General features: G+C 69.0%; 20 protein-coding genes. 8 read left to right on the top strand and 12 right to left on the bottom strand.

Annotated features, from left to right (window positions below; all coding sequences use genetic code 11):
• The first annotated feature begins 148 nt into the window (after positions 1-148).
• Positions 149-1,219 (top strand): zinc-dependent alcohol dehydrogenase family protein, encoded by a 1,071-nt coding sequence (locus tag N8I84_RS40925; protein ID WP_263234574.1) that lies wholly within the window; start codon positions 149-151, stop codon positions 1,217-1,219.
• A gap of 116 nt (positions 1,220-1,335) precedes the next feature.
• On the opposite strand, the gene N8I84_RS40920 is transcribed toward N8I84_RS40925, so the two are convergent.
• Positions 1,336-2,784, bottom strand: coding sequence for an MFS transporter (locus N8I84_RS40920; RefSeq protein WP_263235047.1), 1,449 nt, complete (start codon positions 2,782-2,784; stop codon positions 1,336-1,338).
• Between the two features lie 66 nt (positions 2,785-2,850).
• On the opposite strand from N8I84_RS40920, the gene N8I84_RS40915 reads away from it, so the two are divergent.
• From N8I84_RS40915 to N8I84_RS40900, 4 genes are all read left to right on the top strand, one after another.
• Positions 2,851-3,330, top strand: a complete 480-nt coding sequence (locus N8I84_RS40915) for a winged helix-turn-helix transcriptional regulator (protein ID WP_263234573.1) — start codon at positions 2,851-2,853, stop codon at positions 3,328-3,330.
• 380 nt (positions 3,331-3,710) lie between these two features.
• Positions 3,711-4,319, top strand: coding sequence for a DJ-1/PfpI family protein (locus tag N8I84_RS40910; protein ID WP_263234572.1), 609 nt, complete (start codon positions 3,711-3,713; stop codon positions 4,317-4,319).
• 124 nt (positions 4,320-4,443) lie between these two features.
• Positions 4,444-5,163 carry a hypothetical protein gene (locus tag N8I84_RS40905; protein WP_263234571.1) on the top strand — a complete coding sequence of 240 codons (720 nt, stop codon included), beginning with the start codon at positions 4,444-4,446 and terminating at the stop codon, positions 5,161-5,163.
• A 951-nt stretch (positions 5,164-6,114) separates the two neighbouring features.
• Complete coding sequence (locus N8I84_RS40900) at positions 6,115-6,249, top strand: ATP-dependent DNA ligase (protein ID WP_263234570.1); 135 nt, start codon at positions 6,115-6,117, stop codon at positions 6,247-6,249.
• A gap of 37 nt (positions 6,250-6,286) precedes the next feature.
• Here the strand turns inward: N8I84_RS40900 and N8I84_RS40895 are convergent, their stop codons facing one another.
• The 5 genes from N8I84_RS40895 to N8I84_RS40875 form a co-directional block, all read right to left on the bottom strand.
• Complete coding sequence (locus tag N8I84_RS40895; protein ID WP_263234569.1) at positions 6,287-7,105, bottom strand: alpha/beta fold hydrolase; 819 nt, start codon at positions 7,103-7,105, stop codon at positions 6,287-6,289.
• A gap of 165 nt (positions 7,106-7,270) precedes the next feature.
• Positions 7,271-7,936 (bottom strand): DUF4097 domain-containing protein, encoded by a 666-nt coding sequence (locus tag N8I84_RS40890; RefSeq protein WP_263234568.1) that lies wholly within the window; start codon positions 7,934-7,936, stop codon positions 7,271-7,273.
• Between the two features lie 336 nt (positions 7,937-8,272).
• Entirely contained in the window at positions 8,273-8,512 is a 240-nt protein-coding gene (locus N8I84_RS40885) for a hypothetical protein (RefSeq protein ID WP_263234567.1), read from the bottom strand.
• Positions 8,513-8,637: 125 nt separating this feature from the next.
• Positions 8,638-8,784: a hypothetical protein gene (locus tag N8I84_RS40880; RefSeq protein ID WP_263234566.1), complete on the bottom strand. Its 147-nt coding sequence runs from the start codon at positions 8,782-8,784 to the stop codon at positions 8,638-8,640.
• A 205-nt stretch (positions 8,785-8,989) separates the two neighbouring features.
• On the bottom strand, positions 8,990-9,586 hold the full coding sequence (locus tag N8I84_RS40875) for a TetR/AcrR family transcriptional regulator (RefSeq protein WP_390899004.1): 597 nt from the start codon (positions 9,584-9,586) through the stop codon (positions 8,990-8,992).
• A gap of 150 nt (positions 9,587-9,736) precedes the next feature.
• Between N8I84_RS40875 and N8I84_RS40870 the strand changes: the two genes are divergently transcribed.
• The gene (locus tag N8I84_RS40870; protein ID WP_263234564.1) at positions 9,737-10,498 is read left to right on the top strand and encodes an SDR family NAD(P)-dependent oxidoreductase; all 762 of its coding nucleotides are present in this window, start codon (positions 9,737-9,739) and stop codon (positions 10,496-10,498) included.
• Positions 10,499-10,712: 214 nt separating this feature from the next.
• Positions 10,713-12,164, top strand: a complete 1,452-nt coding sequence (locus N8I84_RS40865) for an MFS transporter (protein WP_263234563.1) — start codon at positions 10,713-10,715, stop codon at positions 12,162-12,164.
• Positions 12,165-12,493: 329 nt separating this feature from the next.
• Here the strand turns inward: N8I84_RS40865 and N8I84_RS40860 are convergent, their stop codons facing one another.
• Positions 12,494-12,928 carry a MarR family winged helix-turn-helix transcriptional regulator gene (locus N8I84_RS40860; protein WP_263234562.1) on the bottom strand — a complete coding sequence of 145 codons (435 nt, stop codon included), beginning with the start codon at positions 12,926-12,928 and terminating at the stop codon, positions 12,494-12,496.
• A gap of 113 nt (positions 12,929-13,041) precedes the next feature.
• On the opposite strand from N8I84_RS40860, the gene N8I84_RS40855 reads away from it, so the two are divergent.
• Positions 13,042-13,956, top strand: coding sequence for an alpha/beta hydrolase (locus N8I84_RS40855; protein WP_263234561.1), 915 nt, complete (start codon positions 13,042-13,044; stop codon positions 13,954-13,956).
• Here the strand turns inward: N8I84_RS40855 and N8I84_RS40850 are convergent.
• The 5 genes from N8I84_RS40850 to N8I84_RS40830 form a co-directional block, all read right to left on the bottom strand.
• A complete protein-coding gene (locus N8I84_RS40850) occupies positions 13,938-14,072 on the bottom strand; it encodes a hypothetical protein (RefSeq protein WP_263234560.1) in 135 nt (44 codons plus the stop codon). The genes N8I84_RS40855 and N8I84_RS40850 overlap by 19 nt on opposite strands.
• 26 nt (positions 14,073-14,098) lie before the next feature.
• Positions 14,099-14,605 carry a DUF6262 family protein gene (locus tag N8I84_RS40845; RefSeq protein WP_263234559.1) on the bottom strand — a complete coding sequence of 169 codons (507 nt, stop codon included), beginning with the start codon at positions 14,603-14,605 and terminating at the stop codon, positions 14,099-14,101.
• Positions 14,602-14,940: a transposase gene (locus N8I84_RS40840; protein ID WP_263234558.1), complete on the bottom strand. Its 339-nt coding sequence runs from the start codon at positions 14,938-14,940 to the stop codon at positions 14,602-14,604. The genes N8I84_RS40845 and N8I84_RS40840 overlap by 4 nt, the downstream gene beginning before the upstream one ends.
• Positions 14,941-15,397: 457 nt before the next feature.
• Positions 15,398-17,701, bottom strand: a complete 2,304-nt coding sequence (locus N8I84_RS40835) for a beta-L-arabinofuranosidase domain-containing protein (protein ID WP_263234557.1) — start codon at positions 17,699-17,701, stop codon at positions 15,398-15,400.
• Between the two features lie 251 nt (positions 17,702-17,952).
• On the bottom strand, positions 17,953-18,294 hold the full coding sequence (locus N8I84_RS40830; protein WP_313884334.1) for a hypothetical protein: 342 nt from the start codon (positions 18,292-18,294) through the stop codon (positions 17,953-17,955).
• Between the last annotated feature and the right edge of the window lie 666 nt (positions 18,295-18,960).

Below are 18,960 nucleotides of genomic sequence, written 5' to 3'. Positions count from 1 at the left end.
CCTCGGTGCTTCACGGTCATCCTGGTCATCCTGAGTGAGCGGGTGAAGGCCTGCAGAGGGCGACGCCGATGACAGCTCGGTGCTAATGAGGATGCCGGCGTCGGCATCGCGTCGAACTTCTCGGGTGCTGAGAGACGAAGGGTCGCTCATGCCTCGATTCATGCGCGCGCTCGTGGCCGTGAAGGCCGGCGAGCCCACCGACGTCCTGCGGCTGGAATCCCGGCCTGTTCCCACGCCGAAAGCCGGTCAGGCGCTGGTCCGTGTGAAGGCGACTCCGATTCACGCCAGTGATCTGCACGTGCTGCGCGGCCGCTACGGTTTTTCCCCCGGATTCCCCGCTGTCGGGGGCGCCATGGAGTGCGTGGGCCGTGTTGCGGTCCTGGGCCCGGACACCGAAGGACCGACGGTCGGCGAGCGTGTGGTGGTCGCCGCGGTCCCCGCGGTACCCGGCCCCCCTGTGGTCGGCACCTGGCAGGAGTACCTCGTCGCCGACACGCAAAGGCTCCTGCCGGTCCCCGAGGACCTGAGCGACTCCAGTGTCTGCCAGCTCGCCGTCAACCCGTTGACCGCTTTGCTCCTCGTCACGCGGGAACTCGACGTACAGCCGGGCGAATGGCTGCTGCAGACGGCCGCGGGCTCCACCGTCGGCCGGCTCGTCATCCAGCTGTCCAGGCATCTGGGTATCCGCACGATCAACGTCGTGCGGCGACGAGCCGCCGTCGAGGAGATCGAAGCGCTCGGTGGGGACGAGGTCATCTGCACTGAGGACGAGGACCTGTTGCAGCGCGTCACCGAGACGGCGGGACCGGCCGGCGTGCGGAAGGCCATCGACTGTGTCGCGGGCCCGGTGGGCGCCCAGGTGTCCCAGGCACTGGCTCCGGGCGGGGAGGTCGTGGTCTACGGCGCGCTCTCCACCCACCGGCAGACCGACCCGGCGGCGCTGACGATCCCGCTCCAGGCACGCTCGGTCATCTACGAGACCAAAACGGTCCGAGGCTTCTGGCTGAACCGCTGGTTCGGCACCACCTCGCCTGAGGACGCACTGCGCGCGCTGTCCCAGGTGCGCGATCTCGTCGCCGATGGGGTCCTGAGCATCCCCCAAGGCCGGCCGTTCCCGCTCGAACACTTCCCCGAGGCCGTCGCGCTCGCCGAGGCCCCCGCGCACGGCACCAAGCCGCTCTTCGTCTTCGAAGACGGCCGGGACGGGGACAACGGGTAGGAAGAGGCCCTGCCGGTGCATCGGCGGTGCGGTCGCCGCGTCCAGGGCCGCCTGTGAACCTGGTCAAGCCTGCCGGGGCGGCCCCGACTGCCGCCGCACGATGGGACAGTGATCGGTCAGGACGCGTCCGCCAGAGCCTGCGCATCCGCCTCGGGCTCCTTCGACGTGGCGGACGCCGTCCGGCCCGAGCCGCCGCGGCTGAGGTGCACACCGATCGCCGAGGTCGCCAGGCCCAGTACGGCGGCTGCCCACCAGGCAATCCGGAAGTCGTGCCGTGAGGCGGCACCGACGTGCGAGCCGACCACCGCGACCAGGACGGCCACGCCGATCGTGGCGGAGATCTGGCGGACGGAGTTGACCAGCGCCGACCCGGTCGCCGCACGGTGCCCAGGCAGGGCGTGCACACCGGCGGCCACCAGCGTGCCCAGAGCCAGGCCGACGCCCGTACCGGTCAACAACTGGCTGGGCAGCAGGTCACGCAGGTAGTCCGGCGTGACGGACGCGAAGCACACGCGCCAGACCATGCCGCCGGTGAACAGCAACCCGCCCGCGGCGACCAGCGGACCGTGCCCGAAGCGCTGCGCGGCGCTGGCGGTCAGAAGGGTGACGACGGGCACGAGGGCGGGACCGGGGACCAGGGCGACACCGGTGCGCAGCGCGCTCCAGTGCCAGACCTCCTGGCACCACAGCACGTTCGACAGCAGCATGATCGCGAAGGCGACGCCGAACACGAGGCTGCCCGAGTTCGCCGCTCCGAAGCGCGGCAGCCGTAGCAGGTGCAGCTCGAACAGCGGGTGGGGGTGTCGCAGGGACCTGAGGACGAACGCGGCGCCGCCGATCACAGCAACGGCCAGGAGCAGTACGGACCCGCCGCTCGTCCAGCCCCGGTCGGGGGCCTGCACCAGCGCCCCGGACAATGCCGCGACCGACGAGATGAGCAGCAGGGCTCCGAGGAGGTCGGGCAGCGGTCCCGTCTCCCGCGCCGGCGGCTTCGGCAGGGCCGATCGGCCTGCGATGAGCGCGGCGATGCCGATGGGCACGTTGACCGCGAAGACCCACCTCCAGTCCACCTCGGTCAGGAGGCCGCCGGCGACGGGCCCGGCGGCCGCGGCGAGCCCTCCGACCGCAGCCCAGTTCCGGGTGGCGTGGGTACGGCGTTCGGCCGGCACTGTCGCCAGCAGCAGGGCCAAGGACGTCGGGATCTGGGCGGACGCCCCGACGGCCTGCACCACCCGGGCCACGACGAGGGTCCCCAGGTTCGGGGCCAGTGCACAGCCCAGCGACGCGAGGGTGAAGACGGCGATCCCGGTGAGGAAGACCGGCCGCTGGCCTATGCGGTCACCGGCGCGCCCGGCCACCACCAGCAGCGCGGCGAAGGTGATCGCGTAGGCGTTGAGGACCCAGGACAGCGAACCGAGGGTCACTCCGCTGCCGCCCCCGGAGAAGCTCGCTCCCATGGCCGGAAGGGCGACGTTGACGACCCACAGGTCCAGGTTGGTCATGAAGACGGCCACCAGGACCACCACAGTGGCGGTTCGAGCATGCTTTGGAAATCCAAGCGTCATGGGCATGGCGCTAGTGAACCATGGGGCGGTTTGGAACTCAAACCATCGCGAGGTGATACTGGGTCCGTGACCACACGCATCGATCCCCAGGACATGACCGGACGCCCCTGCTCGCTCACCGCCGCCCTGCAGATCGTCGGCGACCGATGGGCTCTGCCGGCGATCCGCGAGGTCATGCTCGGCAACCACCGGTTCCGGCAGATCGCCAGGAACACCGGCGCCCCCACGGACCGTCTGGCGGCACGCCTGAAGGCGCTGGTGGAGAGCGGCGTCCTCGAACGGCGCCCACTGCCGGACGACGCACGCCACAGCGGCTACTACCTGACCGAGGCAGGACGCGACCTGGCCGGCATCACCCGCGAGCTCATCGGCTGGGGCGATCGCTGGGCCGTCACCTCACCGCCCGTCCGGCTCCTCCACCGGGACCACGAACTCGTCACCCACACGGTCTGCGAGGCCTGCGGCGAGCGGGTCCACGCCGAGGACATCCACCGGGAAGAGACGACCCCTGGCTGGGACCGCTCCGGTCCAGTGCAGGCGTCATAAACAGCGGCGGGCTGCGACCGCAACGGCAGCGGCATGTCCGGGCACGTCGCGCGATGCAAGGGAGCGGCGCGCAGGAGTGAGGAGCAGGCTGGACGGGGGTGGCGGACATCCGTGGCGCACAACGAAGCCATCTCGCCCTTCGATGGCGCGGCAGTACTGGAAGCCCTGTTCCACCAATCCCCGACAGGCCTGAGGGTCCTGGACGCGGAGCTGCTCCTTCGGCCGGGGCGAACTCCAGCTTGCCGACGGCGCCCCACGCTGGTGACCCGCGGCCGCATGGTGCGGTTGCCCCACCTGGGTCGGGCGCTGACCCAGCTCTCGCCCCGGAACGGCGCGCCGGGCAAGAGCGCAGATCTCACGCCGCGCCTTAAGGAGATGTGATGCAGGTAGCCGTGGTCACCTACGACGGATTCAACGAACTGGACAGCTTCATCGCTTCCGCGCTGATCAACCGGTGCCGTGAGGACGGCCTGGAAGCCTTCATCACGACGCCGACGCCGGTGGTCACGTCGATGAGCGGCGTCGAGGTGACCGGGCAGCGCCCGATGGAGTTCGTGCCCGAGGCCGAGGTCGTGCTGATCGGCAGCGGCGTGAAGACGCGGGACGTGGTCGCCGACGATGAGCTGGTCTCCCGGCTGCGGCTCGACCCTTCACGCCAGCTGATCGGCGCGCAGTGCTCCGGCGCGCTGGTGCTTGCCCGGCTGGGGCTGCTGGAGGGCATGCCGGCGTGCACGGACAGGAAGAGCCGGCCGTTCGTCGAAGCCCGCGGCGTCACCGTGCTGGACACGCCGTTCCACGCCGAGGGGAACATTGCCACAGCGGGTGGTTGCCTGGCGTCCCAGTACCTCGCCACCTGGGTGATCACCCGGACACTCGGGGAAGAGGCCGCACGCGAAGTCGTCAACTACGTGGCTCCCGTAGGCGAAAACCAGGAGACCGTCGATCGCGCCCTGCGCGCCGTCCAGACGGGAGCGCTCGCACTGCACTGACGTCCCGTGATCGTGGCTGCTGGTCACGAGCGGTTGTCGGAATGACGAACTGCCTGTGCCGACCGCACCGTCCCCCGGCCCGGAGCCCTCGGACGTAGCGCGGTCGTCCCCCTCAGGAGACCAGATGAACGAACTACTCACCGAGTCGATCAAAGCCCACGGCGGGAACATGCGCTGGCGCCAGCTGACCCAGGCGCGAGCCACCCTTGTCAGCGGCGGTCAGCTCTTCGCCGCCAAAGGCCTGCCGCAGGATCCCGCGCCCCGCGAGATGACCGTTCTCCTCCACGAGGAGCACGCCTCGGTCAGACCCTTCGGCGCCCCCGACCAGAAGACCGACTTCACGCCCGGACGTGTGAGCATCGACAAGCTCGACGGGCGAGTGGTGGCTGCACGCGAGAACCCACGGTCATCCTTCACAGGCCACACCCTGGAGACCCCCTGGGACCCGCTGGACCGCGCCTACTTCAACGGTTACGCCCTGTGGACCTATCTCACCACCCCGTTCCTGCTGGCCATGCCCGGCTTCACGGTCACCGAGATCGAACCATGGCGGGAAGGAGACGAACTGTGGCGGGGACTGCGCGCCGCGTTCCCGCCCGACATCGCCAGCCACAGCACCCACCAGAACTTCTACTTCGGCCCCGACCGGCTGCTGCGCCGACACGACTATCACGTCGACGTGGCGGGCGCATTCCCGGCCGCGCAGTACGTCTACGACTTCGTGGAAGCGGACGGCATCGTGCTGCCCACCAAGCGCCGGGCATACCGCCGCGACGCACATGGCTCTCCCATCCTCGAGCAGGTCATGGTCTCGATCGACCTCAGCGATGTGCACTTCAGCTGACCTCAGGAGAACACCTGCCCGGTGAGCTGACGCGGACTGACGAGCCGCGGGGACGTCCGAGCAGAGACTGGTTGGAAGTCAGCGCCCGCGGAGAGGACACCTGCGCACGGCTCGGAGCACGGCCTTGCGAAGCGACTTGCCCAAGCGCAGGAAGGGATGTGGAGGGGGCCGCCAGGCAGGCGGCCGCTCCGGTAGCAGCGGGACCCGCGGCATGAGGTAACGAGCCCGGTCGACCTCCATCTCACACAGGACCACCCCGCCCATCTCTCCCAGCCTGATAGTCACAGGACGCGGCGGATCTCCCGGGAATTCGGCACGCAGCACGGCGGTACCCGCCCCCGGTACCTGTCCCTGGCCGACCACCTTCCCGTCGACCAGCACCTCCACCGAGCCTGAGGCGCGTGCCGACTGGACCGTGACGGAGTGGCCGTCCTGGTCAAGGTGGAAGCGGCTGCCCACACCCATGCATCCAGCGTAGGGCCGCCCGAAAGGGCACGGTCCGGTTCAAATGCACCTGCGCAGCGGCGCCAATCCGATCCGGACGTCGACGGCGCGGGCGTACGAGGTGACGATCACCCTAATCGTGGAGTACCTGCTGGACCGCCGGTAGGGATGGGTGGATACCTGCCGGGAGCGGTTCGGGCAGGCACCTCAGGTCGTCTTCCACGAAGCCAACACGGTGGTACACACGCTGGAGTACGAGGGCGACCCCCCGGCGCCGGCCACTGACCTACGACGAGGTCCAGGCCCTGTTCGACGCGGCGTACCCTGCTGCTCGGCAGGTACGACGACCGCGGCCGCCTTCAGTACACCGGCCGCACCACCGCTCTCGCCGAGACAACGAGCAGCACGGTCACCGGGCTACTCGCCCCGGCGCGGCACGGTCATCCATGGACGGGCTGGTCGTTCTCCGCCAGGTGGGGCAGCCGCGAGACGCTGGACGTCACGCTGGTGGAACCCGAGTTGGTTGTCGAACTGGGCGTCGACGTCGCCCGCGACGCCTCAGGCCGGTGGCGCCATCCCGCACGCCTACACCGTGCCCGCCCCGACCTCTCCCCCAGCGACGTCGCCCGCTTCGGCACCTGACCCGCGCCGTACGACGGAGTCAGTCCGCTCATCGTCTTCAGCGCTCCCCGCGGTCGAGGGCGGCGACCTCGCGTACGGCCCCGGCGATTGCTTGGTAGTCCTTTCTCAGGATCGCGCCGTGGTTGCTGGGGACCTTCGCGCTGACGCGGAGGTTCGCGTTGCGGGCGGTCACCGCATCGAGGCCGGCGCGTATCCGTTCCTGCTCATCACCGCGGCTTCCGAGGGACGTGCCCGAAGCGACCACGTACCGCACCGGGACGACGATGTTCTCCAGCACAGGGCCCAGCTCGCTCTCGCGGGAGAGCCTGCCGAGCTCGATGTTGCTGTCCGCCTGTTCTTCGGCGGTCATCCGCGGGGTCAGGCCAGTCGGGCGCAACAGCGGCGTGAACCAGCCCATCCGCCGAAACAGCTTCCGGATGCGCTCCTCCATGGCCTCATCCAGCCAGTCGTGCGGGAACGCGCCGTCGACCAGGACCGCGCCCACGGTACGGGCCGGATTACGGTCGGCCCAGTGCGCCCCGACGACCGCCCCGTAGGACCAGCCCACCAGCAGCGCCCGGTCCACGGCCCTGGCCGCCAGAACGGCGTCGACATCGCGGACGGCGGCCTCGAAGGAGTAGTCCGCCGAGCGCTTCGACTTCCTGCCGCGGGCCCGCTCGTCGTAGGTGATGTGCCGCCATCCTGTTCCCAGTTCGGCGATGACCCGCCTCCAGTAGCCCTGGGTGGCGAACTGGCCGTTGAGGTAGATCACGGGGATCCCGGGGCCACCGCTGTCGGTGACGGCCAGGGCCGTGTCGTCGACCGGCACCATGCCGGTCCACTGTGCATGGGTCGAGAAGGTGCTGTTCTTCCTCATGGGTTCCCCCTGGTCGCGTGAAGCGTCTTGTTCGACTTCTGCGGGCGCTGCGCGTGGAGCGCGGGCCCCTGGAAACAGGCGGCCGGGTCGTCGGCGTCCACCGGGATTGCGGTGGCGGTCGACCCGGCCGGACAGTCCCGGCTCTGCTCGTCGCAGGCTGCGGATCTACAGGCTGCGGGCGGTGATGTCGCCGTGGGAGGTGGTGGCGCGGATGTCGAGTTCGGTGGTGCCGTCGTTCTTGAGCGCGTTGCTGATGCGGCCGTGGCCGGTGCCGGCGTCCAGGGCGGCCGAGACGCCGGCGGCGGCGACGACCGAGATGTCGCCGGACTCGGTGCGCAGCACGACCGTGCCGCGCCCGGCCTCGGCGATCCGGATGTCGCCCCGTGCGGTGCTGATCTGAGCGGAGCCGCCCAGCCGGCCGACCTCGACATCGCCGTCGAGCGCGGTGAGGCGGACGCTCGCGGCCTCGTCGATCTTGATCTGGCGGTACGCGCCTTCGAAGGCGACGTCGCCCAGGCGGCCGACGACCCGGAGTTCAACGCCGGCCGCCTTCGCCTCGACGTGGGAGCCGGCGGGCAGCTGGACGGTCACCTCGACCGACCCCGAAGGGCCGAAGAGCTGGTTCTTCGCCTCCGGGGCCGCGATCCGCAGGACGCCGTCGCCGTAGGCGACCTCGATCTGCTCCGCCGCCTTCACGTCGCGGCTCTTGGCGGCATTGGCGGGCAGGACCTCGACCGTGGTGTCGGCCCGGTCGGCGGCGATGAACTGGATGCGTCCCGCGGGGATGTCGAGGACGGCGGAGACCGGGGCGGGGGTGTGGAACTTCTGCATGACGTTCTCCTGTGGGCTCGTTGTTTCTGATATTGGAAACGCTACGTTGCGTTCGAGGACTTGGCAACAAGCTCGTTGCGAATGAACGGAATCCATGCAGGTAGAAGAGGAATATTGTTGCAATGGGTATGCTGGCTAACGCAACAACCTCATGCGGTTCGTTGCAATAGATTGAGAGTGAAGGCTATGGTGGAACCGCCACCCACCGCGGTGACCTTCTGCCAGATCACCGCCCTCCCCGGCACGCGCCGTCCCGCTTACGGCGTAGGCGCCGCTGGTACGCTCCTGACCTACACCACGTCAGAGACCCGCCGTTGCGCGGCGGCTGAATCCGGGTTACATCAACGGGCCGAGAGCGACGTCCGCCCCGCACTCGGTGCAGGCCACGGCGCCGGGGCGGCGCAGCACCTCCAAGGCCGCGTACACGTCGAGCTCCTCCGCCTCCAAATAGGTGGGGACGACGTCGTACCGGACGCCGCCGATGGGCCGCACCTGGCGAGGGGTGAGCCAGACCCGGTACTCGCGCGGCTCGACGGTCTCGGTGGCGGGATCGTCGGCCCCCAAGGGCAGCGCCACCCAGTACAACCACCCGGCCTTGGGAAACTGCCCCGGGCGTGCAGCCGGCCCCGCAGTTCCCACCCGTCAGGCAAGATCACCCGAACCTGCGGCGGGGGTCGCTCAGCGGAAGGCATGAAGACCCACTAGCTGCCGGACGGGTGACCGCCGTCCGATCCCCTCTCCACGGCCTGCCCCCGCTCCCACACCCTCAGCACCCGCTCGCTCCCGTCGCCGTCCTCGGCGAGCCGGATGACGACCTTCTCGTCGCTGCCGTGGCCCGAACCAGTCACGCCAGGTACGGCGAGCGGTCGCCCCATCGGCCCACTCCCCGGCGACCGCCGGGCCGCCGACCTCGTGCCGACCACCTCGCCGCCGCCTGGCAGGCCGCCTACGGGCGCAGCCCGGACCCGGTGCGTTCGTACAGCGAGGCGATCAAGGCGGTGGAGTGCGCGGCGCTCGCATGGAGGCGAGCCCGTCGGCACTTCCGGGGTGGCATCAGTCCGCCGTGCCGTACCTGAGTCCGTCGAGGGTGAGGTCGAGGAGGCGTTCGGCCTGCTCGCGCTCCTCGGGCTTTCCCGAGGCGAGGGCGACGCCGGTGAGGGCGGCAAACAGGACGGCCGGGCTGATGTCCGACCGGATGGTCCCGGCTGCGGTCGCGGCGTCCATGAGCGAGGTGAGGGCGGTCATGATCAGCTCGCGGCTGTGGTCGTAGGGGTTGACGCCGGAGTCGACGACGGCGCGGAGGGCCTCGGCCATCCCCAGTTTCGCGGTGGCGTAGTCGATGAAGCGCCCCATCCAGGCGCGGAGCGCCTCGCGTGGCGGCATGGCCGCCAGGAGATCGGGGGCGGCGTCGCACAGCCGGCTCAGTTCGTTGCGGTAGGCGGCCTCGATCAGCGCCTCCCGGGTGGGGAAGTTGCGGTAGAGGGTGCCGGAGCCCACGCCCGCCTCCTTGGCGATGCGCTCGAGGTGCGCCTCCAGCCCTTCTTCGGCGAAGACGCGTACGGCCGCGGAAAGGATCTTCTCGCGGTTGCGCCGCGCGTCGGCCCGCAGCGGTCGCCCGGTGTCTGTAGTCACGTAAGGGCCTTTCCTCATCGAAATTAAGTGGAGGCGTCTCCACATCTTGCTAAGTGGCGACGCCTCCGCTTACAGTCGAGGAAGCGGAGACGCCTCCACTTCCGAGTGTAGAGCACATCCCGCCGCCGTCCGCAGGGTGCGGACACACCCCATCGCAAGGAGAAAACGATGAGCCTCCCGCTCGAAGGCAAGGTCGCCGTGGTCACTGGCGGCGCGTCCGGCGTCGGCCTGGGGATCGCCCAGGAGTTCGTAAACCAGGGCGCCCGCGTGGTCATCACCGACCTGCAGCAGAAGCCGCTGGACGAGGCGGTCGCCACGGTCGGCCCGAACTGCTCCGGCATCGTCGCCGACGTCACCAAGCTCGCCGACATGGAGGCGGTGTACCAGGAGGTCATCGCGCGCCACGGACGCCTCGACGCGGTCGTGGCCAACGCCGGCATCGGCGCCCACGCCCCGCTCGGCTCGATCACCGAGGAGCAGTTCGAGCGGACCTTCAACGTCAACGCCAAGGGCGTCCTGTTCACCGTCCAGCCGGCGATCCCGCTGCTGCCGCCCGGCGGCACGGTCGTCATCATCGGCTCGACCGCCTCCATCCAGCCCCCGGCCGGCATGGGCCTGTACGGCGGCGCCAAGGCCGCCGTGCGCGCCTTCATCCGGTCCTGGATCCAGGACATCAAGGGCACCGGCATCCGCATGAACGTCCTCAGCCCCGGCGCCGTGGACACCGAATCCCTGCGCCGCGCCCTCGCCATGGCACAGGGCGCCGACGCCGTCCCCGCCGCCATCCAGAAGATGGGCGAGGGCAACCCCAGCGGCCGGATCGCCGACCCCCGCGAGATGGGCAAGGCCGCAGCCTTCCTCTCCAGCGACGCCTCCAGCTTCATCACCGGCGTCGAACTCTTCGCCGACGGCGGCATGGCCCAGGTCTGAGCAGCCAAGCCGTAGCACGCGCGCCCGACGACCAGGCCCGCCGCGCGCGCCCCATCCCGCCGACATCCTCTTACCGGGCCAGGCTTCGACCGGCCCGTTCCCGCCGGCACGCAAGCGCCCGCGATCACCCCTCTCCGGCGGAGCCAGGCGCGACCGCCGCTCCGCACACCGCTCACACTCTGTCGGCCCCCGAAGGCCAGAACAGGACCCCACCATGTCCGCAACGCAGCGCATCCCTGCCGCCATACCGCCGACTTCGTCCGCCCAATCGCCTGCCACTTTGCAGCGCAGCAGCCGCCGCGCGGCGTTCGGCATCATGATCGTGCTGGTCGGGCAGCTGATGCTCACCCTCGACGGCACCATCGTCAACGTGGCCCTGCCCAGCATCGGCACCGGTCTCGGCCTGGGCCCGTCCGCCCTGTCCTGGATCGTCAACGCCTACACCCTCGCCTTCGGCGGCCTGATGCTGACCGGCGGACGGCTCGGAGACACCTACGGCCGGCGGCGCGTCTTCCTCATCGGGCTGAGCGTCTTCACCGCCTCCTCCCTGCTCGGCGGCTTCGCCCAGAGCGCCGCCCTGCTGATCGCCGCCCGCGCGGCGCAGGGCATCGGAGCGGCCCTCGCCGCACCCGGCGTGCTCGCCCTGGTCACCACCAGCGCCCGCGACGACGCTGCACGCAACCGGGCCCTGGCCCTGTTCGCTGCCGTCGGTATCGGCGGCAGCACCCTCGGCCTTCTCCTGGGCGGTGTGGTCACCGAAGTCGGATCCTGGCGCTGGACCCTGTTCATCAACGTCCCCATCGGCATCGCCGTGCTCGCCCTCGTCCCGCGGTTCGTTGCCGAAACCCCGCGCAACCCCGGCCGCTTCGACCTCGTCGGCGCACTTAGCGCCACCGGCGCGGCCGTGGCCATCGTCTGGGCACTGATCGGCGCACCCGAGCACGGCTGGGCCTCCGCCCAGACCATCGGCTCTCTCACCGCCGGCGTCGTGCTCCTGGCCGTCCTGGCCATGACCGAACGCCGGGTCGCCCACCCGATGCTGGTGCCCGCCCTGCTGCGCGACCGACGCCGCCTGGGCGCTCTCGCCGTCACCACCCTGGTCTTCGGCTCCCAGATCGCCACGTTCTTCCTGGTCGTGCAGTACGTCCAGCGGGTGCTGCACTTCGGCCCCATCGCTGCCGGTGCCGCGTTCTTGCCGATGACGCTGGGCATCTTCGCCATGGCACGCACCGCTCCCAAGCTGGTGGCCCGCTTCGGACAGAAGCCGCTGCTGATCACCGGTGCCCTCGGCCTGACCGCCAGCTACGTCTGGCTCAGCAACATCGACACGACCAGTGGCTACGTCACCGCGGTCCTCGGCCCCCTGCTGATCAACGGCATCTCGGCCGGACTGACCTTCATGCCGGCCGCCTCCCTGATGATGAGCGGCGTCGCACCGCAGCACGCCGGAGCGGCCTCCGGCCTGCTCCAGACGGTCCAGCAGCTGGGCGGCGCCATCGGACTCGCCGTCGTCGTCTCGGTCTACGCCGCGGGAGCCGTCCCCGGCCAGTTCGTCCCCGGAGCCCGCGCCGCATTCCTGACCACCGCCGCATTCACGCTCCTGGCCTCCACCCTGGCAGCCCTCATCCTGCGCTCCCGCCGACAGGCCCACGCCAAGACCAACTGAAGCACCACCCGGCGAGCCGGCTTCCCACCATCGTGGAAGCCGGCTCGCCGCCGTCCATCCGCCCACGGGCCAGGCGGCCAGGCGGCCAGGCGGCCAGATCCAACGAGCCGTTCCCGACCAATCACAACCGCAGCTCTGTTATGTCGGCCTCAGGAACAGGCACTGACAACGGCCACCCGGTGGTCCTGGTCTTGCACACGGGGCGGGCGGCCGTCTCGTGATCCGCAGAGATCGACAGCGGCCCGGCTGCAACCGGGCCGTTCTGCTGTCTGGTTAGTTGTTGTCGAGAGCCTTCTCGATGATCTTCATGGTGACCTCCACGACCTTCGTCAAGAAGGCGTAGAAGCGATCGCGGGCGAGGCGAGCATCGCTTTGAGGATGCGTTGCAGCTCGACGCGGTCCTGGGGGGTGACCCTCGCCAACCTGCGATCGTACTCCGCCGCGAGGGCTGCAAGTGCGCGATCGCGTGCTTGCGTGCCCTCGGCGGTCAGTACGAGCCGATGACGCCGCAGGTCCGCCTCGTCGATCTCGCGTCGGATGAAGCCCTTGGCGACGAGGTTGCGAACGTAGACCGTCACGCTCGCCTTGGGCAGCAGCAGCGCGGTCGCGATCTCGGCCGGGTACGGCGATGCCTCTACCTCGGCCAGGACGAAGAACTCCTTCGTCTCCAGCCCGAGCTCGGCCAGCTCCCGCGTGCAGGCGTCCATCACGACTGCCAGCAGCCGCTGGTTCAGCGTCCACAGCTGCGCCCCGTCGACTGACATGCGACCCCTCCATCCATGCGGTACAGTTTCGTTTCGTATTAGTTCTGGATCGTACAAAATACTATCTCGTACTGGACTCCTATGGAACAACAATCTCACGAAGGAAGCCACACATGCTTCAGCACCTCACGATCCCGCGCGGCCCCATCAACCTCGCCGCAGACCTCCACCTGCCCGACAACGCCGACAGCAGCGCACCGCTGCGCGCCGTCGTGCTCTCTACCCCAGGCAGCAGCGTCAAGGAGCAGATCGGCGCCAACTACGCCTCCCGTCTCGCCGCCCGCGGCATCGCCGCGCTCGTCCTCGACCCCGCCCATCAGGGCCAGAGCGAGGGCGAGCCCCGCGACCTCGAAGACCCCTACCGCCGAGGCGAGGACATCTCCTACGCCATCGACGCGCTCACCACGACCCTCAGCATCGACCCGCAGCGCATCGGCGTCCTCGGCATCTGCGCCGGTGGCGGCTACGCCGTGCACACCGCCCGCACGGACCACCGCATCAAAGCGGTCGGCACGGTCGTCCCCGTCAACATCGGCGCCGCGCTGCGCAACTTCTCCCCCGACGGTCCGGCCGCAGCACTCGACGCCCTCGCGGACGCCCGTACCGAAGAGGCCCGCTCCGGCGAGACAACCCGCGTGAACTGGCTGCCCGACACCCTTGAGGACGCCGCGGCAGCGGGCCTGACCGACATCGACACCACTCAGGCCGTCACCTACTACCGCACCGAGCGGGGCGGCAACGAACACTCCACGAACCGGCGCCTCTTGCGCAGCGACTCCCTCCTGCTGGGCTATGACGCGTTCCACTTGGCCGATCGGCTCATGACCCAGCCACTGCAGGTCGTCCTCGCCGGACGCATCGGCAACACCGGCTCCTACGACATGGGCATGCAGCTGTGGAAGCTGGCCCCCAACCCCGTCGACCTCATGGTGATCGACGGCGCCGGCCACTACGAGATGTACGACGAACCGGCATACGTCGACGCCGCCGTCGAACGACTCACCAGCTTCTATGCGAACAACCTGTAAGGCACCCGAACCGGCGAACCGACCATCTCATCACTGATGCCGTGAACGCCGTACGCCGCCTCGGTGCCCGGCACTTCCGGGTTGACCAGCGTGTTCAGCAGCGTCTCACCAGTCACGGCGTGCACCATTGCCGCAGCCGGCGTCAGCGGGCCTGGTTCAGCGCCCGGGTCAGTTCCCGGTTAGCCGCCCGCGCAGCATCGAGTTCCTCGGTCCGCTCATCGAGTTGGCCCCTTATGTCGGCCAACTCTTGTTCGAGCAACGTGATGCGACGTTGAAGCTGGTCAATGTCGGCGGACGCACCAAGGCCGGATTCCTTCCAGGCGGTTTCACCGAGGCTCTCGGACAGACGCTTCTCCAACTGCCGGACCCGGACTGTCAGCCGACTGTTCCGCTCCAGCGCATTGGTCAGGTCTGCCCGCAGCGAGGCCCGGCTGACGGCCGCGATCCGGCCTTCTTCTGGTGGGGCTGCTGCGGCGGCGTGGACGCGTTCGAGGAGGTCGCGGTGCCGGTAGATGTAGGTACGGTCCACTCGTGCCGCGCGAGCCAGTCCGGAGACCGTGATGTCCTCGTCGCTTCGCAGCAGGACATCGAGAGCTTTGAGAACGCGTTCACGGCGGCGGGCCGAGTCGGCTCGCCGCCCGTCGATCATGCTGGCCCTCCGGTACTCTCCGGGCGAAGGTCCGGCAGGGGCTGGCGGACACGCGGCATGCCCAGGGACACGCCGCGGCTGCGGCGGACCAGCGCGACTGCCTCGCGAATCTGGGCCCGGTCCTCGTCGGTGAGCTCGTCGAGGTCCTGGCGCACCCGCTGACCCAGGCGACGGACACGGGCAATCTCGTCGTCCGATGGTGTGGCCTCCGCCTTGGCCCAGGGGTCGGCGTTGGCGAAGGCGGCCAGACGTTCACGGTTGCGCAGCAGGTCGGCCAGGTATGCCTCAAGGTCGGGGAGGTAGGAGACGTCGGTGCGAAAGTGTCCGCAGCCCACGCAGTGATGCGGCCATCACCCGGCAGGGCCGTGCCGTGGTGAGTGTACTTGCCCACGTCCAGGGCGCAGAACACATCGATCGATGTGAAGTCGTTGCTGGTCACCGGGCTTTCCCCTCCCCGGAGTCACCACCGGTGGCCCGCCGGGCACCGGAGATCGGCAGCCGCATTACGCAGCCCTGCCTGTCGGCGGACACGCTTCCATCAGCGACCATCCGGTGCCGCCGGGACCGGCGACAGCACCCCCCGGATCATCGAGGACAGGGGCAAAGAGTCATACCGGCCCCGAAGGCCACGAGCCCCAACCGGGCTCTACAAGGAAGGTAATGGGCATCGGAAGCCGCTTGTGGCGGGTCCGAGAGGCACCGCCACAAGCTTTGTCCGGTATGACGAACGATGGTCGAAGGGGCTGAGTACAAATGGAAGAGAACGACCAAGCCCTCCTTCCGCGACGGACGCTAGTTCAGCACGATGCGCCAGCGGTTGTCGGCGGTGCCGTCGTCCGCGTCCTGGACCGCGAACGCGCCGACCGCGGTGGAGTTGCCCGCGATGGCGAGCAGCTTGCCGCTGTTCTCGTTGCGGATCTTGTAGGTCCCGTCGCCCTGGTCGAGCAGCGTCCACCTGTGGTCGGCGGTGCCGTTGTCCGACCACTGCAGGACGGTCGCGCCGTCCGTCGTGGACATGCTCAGGACGCCGAGCACCTTGCCGCTGTGGGCGTTGCGGAAGCGGACCGCGCTTCCATCAGTGATCATTTCCCAGTTGTGGTCGGCGGTGCCGTTGTCCGTCCACTGCAGAGCGCGGCCACCGTCGGCCGTGGACATGTTCTGAATGCCCAGCAGGAGACCGCTGCCCACGTTGGCGAGACGGACGGTATTGCCGGTGGTGTTCCAGTAGACGGTGTAGTTGAAGCCGTGCGCGTCGTGGAATGGGCCCAGGTTGACGGTGGAGCCGTTGGCGGTGGCGGTGAAGGCGAGTGAACTGCTGCTGGTCCGTTTGATCGAGGACGTGGTCAGCGCAGGGAGGGAGCTGAGCGTGGAGTCACCGTAGTTGCCGGCAAGGACCACCGGGCCGTAGGTGATCGCGGCGACGTTCGCGTTGTCGTTGGCCGGTCGGATGCCGATCCGCATGGGCAGGCGGACGGTGACGGTGTCGCCGGAGGTCCAGGAGCGGTTCAGGGTGGCGTAGCTGCCGGGGGTGGTGGTGATGTTCTGCGCGACGCCGTTGACGCTGATGGTGGCCCCGGTGGTCCAGCTCGGTATACGGATGCGCATCGCCCACGTTCCGCTGACGCTGCCGGTGACCTGAAGGGTCGTCGTGTCGCTGACAGGGTAGGTCGTCGTCTGGGTGACGGTGATACCGCGCTCCGTCCAAGTGAGCACCGACGGCACGAACATGTTCACGGTCAGCGTGGTGTCGTTGTGGAAGTAGATGGAGTCCATCAGCCTGGTGTGCATCTCCAGGCCCGTGCCCTGGCAGCACCAGAAGGTGCCGTAGTCGGTGCTCCAGGTGCCGCCGCCCAACGCCGGGCCCACACCGCGCCGACCTCCCGGCTTGAGGGGGGTGAAGTAGGTGACGTGGCCGTGGTCGTCGGCCGGGTTCTGCTGGCCGATGATCTGGTTGAGCCACGCCCGCTCGTAGTAGTCGAACAACGCGACGCGGTTCGGGTCGAGCGTGAACAGCTCCCGGGTGAGGGTGAGCATGTTGATGGTGTTGCAGCTTTCGCACGTGTCGTTGGTCAGGTAGCCGGCGATGGCGTTCGGGGCGCGGAAGTGCTCCGCCTGGCTGTTGCCGCCGATGGCGTAGGTGTGCGCGTTGACGGTGATGTTCCAGGCGTTGGTGGCGATGTCCCGGTAGCGGGTGGTGCCGGTGGCCTTGTACTCCCGGGCGGCACCGATCCACTTGGGAACCTGGGTGTTGGCGTGCAGTCCGCCCAGCTGGTCCTGGTTGGACGCCAGGGGGTCGAACACCGCGGCGTGGTCGAAGCGCTGGGCGACGGTGAGCCACCGCGCGTCGCCCGTCTGCTGGTAGAGATCGGTCAGCACGGCGTTCATGCCGCCGAACTCGACGCGCAGCATGGTCTGCATCTGCTGGCTGGTCAGCCGGCTGGTGCGCCAGTCGACCCATCCGGCCAGGGCGAGCAGCACGTCCCGGGCTTGTGTGCTGCCGATGTGGCGCCATACGTCCAGCAGGCCGACGAGGGTCTTGTGGATGGTGTAGTACAGCACTTCGCCACTGGTTCCCTGCTCGAGAGCAGTGAAGTTGGACTCGGGGTAGCCGGAGAGGTACCCGGCGCTGAAACCGGCGGCGCTGTTGTTGGCCTGGCATTTGGCCAGTTCCGCGACCATGTAGGTGGCCTTGTCCCGGCAGGTGGTGTCCCCGGTGACGGCGTACGACTGTGCCCATGCCGTGAGGAAGTGCCCCTGGATGTGGGTGCGGAAGCCGAAGTTCGGCGCGTCCCAGCCGCCGTTGGCGGTCGCGCCGTTGGTGGACAGCTTGTGGTTGGCGCGGAAGTTGTACAGCAGCCGGTCGACATCGATGAACCGCAGGTAGTTCTGGGTGCGGTTCTGGTTGTCCAGCCACCGGCTCGCGGTGAGTCGTACCTGGCCGAGTTCGAAGGGGTGCGCCAAGACCCCGATGTCGGTCCTCGCGGGGGCGATGGCCGCTTGGGCGGAAGACGCGCCGAGGAAGGATCCTGTGGCAGAGGCGGCCACGGTGGCCCCGGCCAGTTGCAGGAGACGACGCCTGCTGACGGAGGAAGACATCTTGAGCCTTTCGATACGGCAGAGCGACTGCTTGGACATTTGATGTGCCGGCTCACACGTCCGACGGTCGGGCGCGGCGCGTCACGGGCTTGTGTGCTGCCGACGCGGCGCCCTACGGCCGACAGGCCGACGACATCTTCCTCACGTGGTTCGACTTTTCAAACGTCGTCCGAAATATGGAACGCGAATCCTCGCTGACACATGGGATGGATTAACGGATATGGACGTTGCTTGTGTCTAGCCTTGTGAACTCAAATTCTTACCGGCTGTCGGGTTGTCCCGTAGTTCTGCGGCCACGTGCTGCGGGGGCGCAGTTCCACGCCCCGGTACACGATGGCCTGCGGACGGGCCGTGTAGCCGCTCTGCGAATGCGGGTTGGCGGACAGCTTCGCGTAGCCGGCGGTGTAGGGCGCGGCGCCGACCTTCACCTTGGCGGCCATGCGGGCGAGGTAGGCGCCGGTGTGGAGGAGGCCGGGGTGCGCGAAGGCTCCGCCCGCGGCCACCGAGGGGGTGGCGACGCCGGCGAGACCGACGGCTGCGGCGCCCGTGGCCTTGAGCATGGTGCGCCGACTGATCTGTCGTGTCGCGTGCATGTACAGGAGACGGGGGGGACGGCGGCGCAATAACAGAAACTGGGTGGACGTTTTTCAGGGGATTGCCTGACGGGGTTGAGCACTGCCGTGTGGCTGGTGATCGAGGGTGGGGCCGGCTGCTGGTGCGGCGTGCTGGGGGTTGTGCGGGCGGGGGATGTGCTGGATGCATGGGAGCGGAGGCGGGCGCTAGTGGCCTCTTTGAGCCACCGCGGCCTGCCCGGCCCTGCCCTCGGCCGGCGTTCCCGGTAGTTGCGCTGGGCGTCGACCAGGGAGACCTTGTTCGCGCCGCCAGCCATGGTCGGTCAGCGGAACTGGACCCCGCCGTCCCCCAGAAGCGGACGGGGCATATCTCGTATGAGCCGGGCCAGGGAGCCGGGTGAGTGCCGGATCGCTCATTTGCACGTCAGTGGATCGGATGTGTCGGATGCATTGACGCGCCCTCCTTTCCGGATCTAACCTCTGCCCGATTTCACGAACAGTGTTCGATATATCGTTCAACATGCCTGATTGGACAGTGAGTTGGCTATCAAGGCTTCCGGCCGAAGCGCCGCGCACCTGAAACGCCTTCACGGGCGCTGAGAAGCACAGACACCCGGCCTGTGTCGCAACCTCCCCACCTGGGTGGATGCGCGTGCTCACGCGCCCTGACCCGCCGTCGCCACGGCT

It is taken from the genome of Streptomyces cynarae (assembly GCF_025642135.1).
Taxonomy (GTDB): Bacteria; Actinomycetota; Actinomycetes; order Streptomycetales; family Streptomycetaceae; genus Streptomyces; species Streptomyces cynarae.
The sequence above is the reverse complement of the archived record's forward strand: the minus strand, read 5'-3'. Positions and strand labels throughout refer to the sequence as shown.

What these genes read in the sequence shown, in the direction of transcription:
- N8I84_RS40835 (WP_263234557.1), bottom strand. Translation starts at nt 17,701, where the DNA reads ATGTCTTCCTCCGTCAGCAGGCGTCGTCTCCTGCAACTGGCCGGGGCC.
- N8I84_RS40920 (WP_263235047.1), bottom strand. Translation starts at nt 2,784, where the DNA reads ATGACGCTTGGATTTCCAAAGCATGCTCGAACCGCCACTGTGGTGGTC.
- N8I84_RS40855 (WP_263234561.1), top strand. Translation starts at nt 13,042, where the DNA reads ATGCTTCAGCACCTCACGATCCCGCGCGGCCCCATCAACCTCGCCGCA.
- N8I84_RS40860 (WP_263234562.1), bottom strand. Translation starts at nt 12,928, where the DNA reads ATGTCAGTCGACGGGGCGCAGCTGTGGACGCTGAACCAGCGGCTGCTG.
- N8I84_RS40905 (WP_263234571.1), top strand. Translation starts at nt 4,444, where the DNA reads ATGAACGAACTACTCACCGAGTCGATCAAAGCCCACGGCGGGAACATG.
- N8I84_RS40925 (WP_263234574.1), top strand. Translation starts at nt 149, where the DNA reads ATGCCTCGATTCATGCGCGCGCTCGTGGCCGTGAAGGCCGGCGAGCCC.
- N8I84_RS40910 (WP_263234572.1), top strand. Translation starts at nt 3,711, where the DNA reads ATGCAGGTAGCCGTGGTCACCTACGACGGATTCAACGAACTGGACAGC.
- N8I84_RS40895 (WP_263234569.1), bottom strand. Translation starts at nt 7,105, where the DNA reads ATGAGGAAGAACAGCACCTTCTCGACCCATGCACAGTGGACCGGCATG.
- N8I84_RS40875 (WP_390899004.1), bottom strand. Translation starts at nt 9,586, where the DNA reads ATGAGGAAAGGCCCTTACGTGACTACAGACACCGGGCGACCGCTGCGG.
- N8I84_RS40890 (WP_263234568.1), bottom strand. Translation starts at nt 7,936, where the DNA reads ATGCAGAAGTTCCACACCCCCGCCCCGGTCTCCGCCGTCCTCGACATC.
- N8I84_RS40870 (WP_263234564.1), top strand. Translation starts at nt 9,737, where the DNA reads ATGAGCCTCCCGCTCGAAGGCAAGGTCGCCGTGGTCACTGGCGGCGCG.
- N8I84_RS40830 (WP_313884334.1), bottom strand. Translation starts at nt 18,294, where the DNA reads ATGCACGCGACACGACAGATCAGTCGGCGCACCATGCTCAAGGCCACG.
- N8I84_RS40845 (WP_263234559.1), bottom strand. Translation starts at nt 14,605, where the DNA reads ATGATCGACGGGCGGCGAGCCGACTCGGCCCGCCGCCGTGAACGCGTT.
- N8I84_RS40865 (WP_263234563.1), top strand. Translation starts at nt 10,713, where the DNA reads ATGTCCGCAACGCAGCGCATCCCTGCCGCCATACCGCCGACTTCGTCC.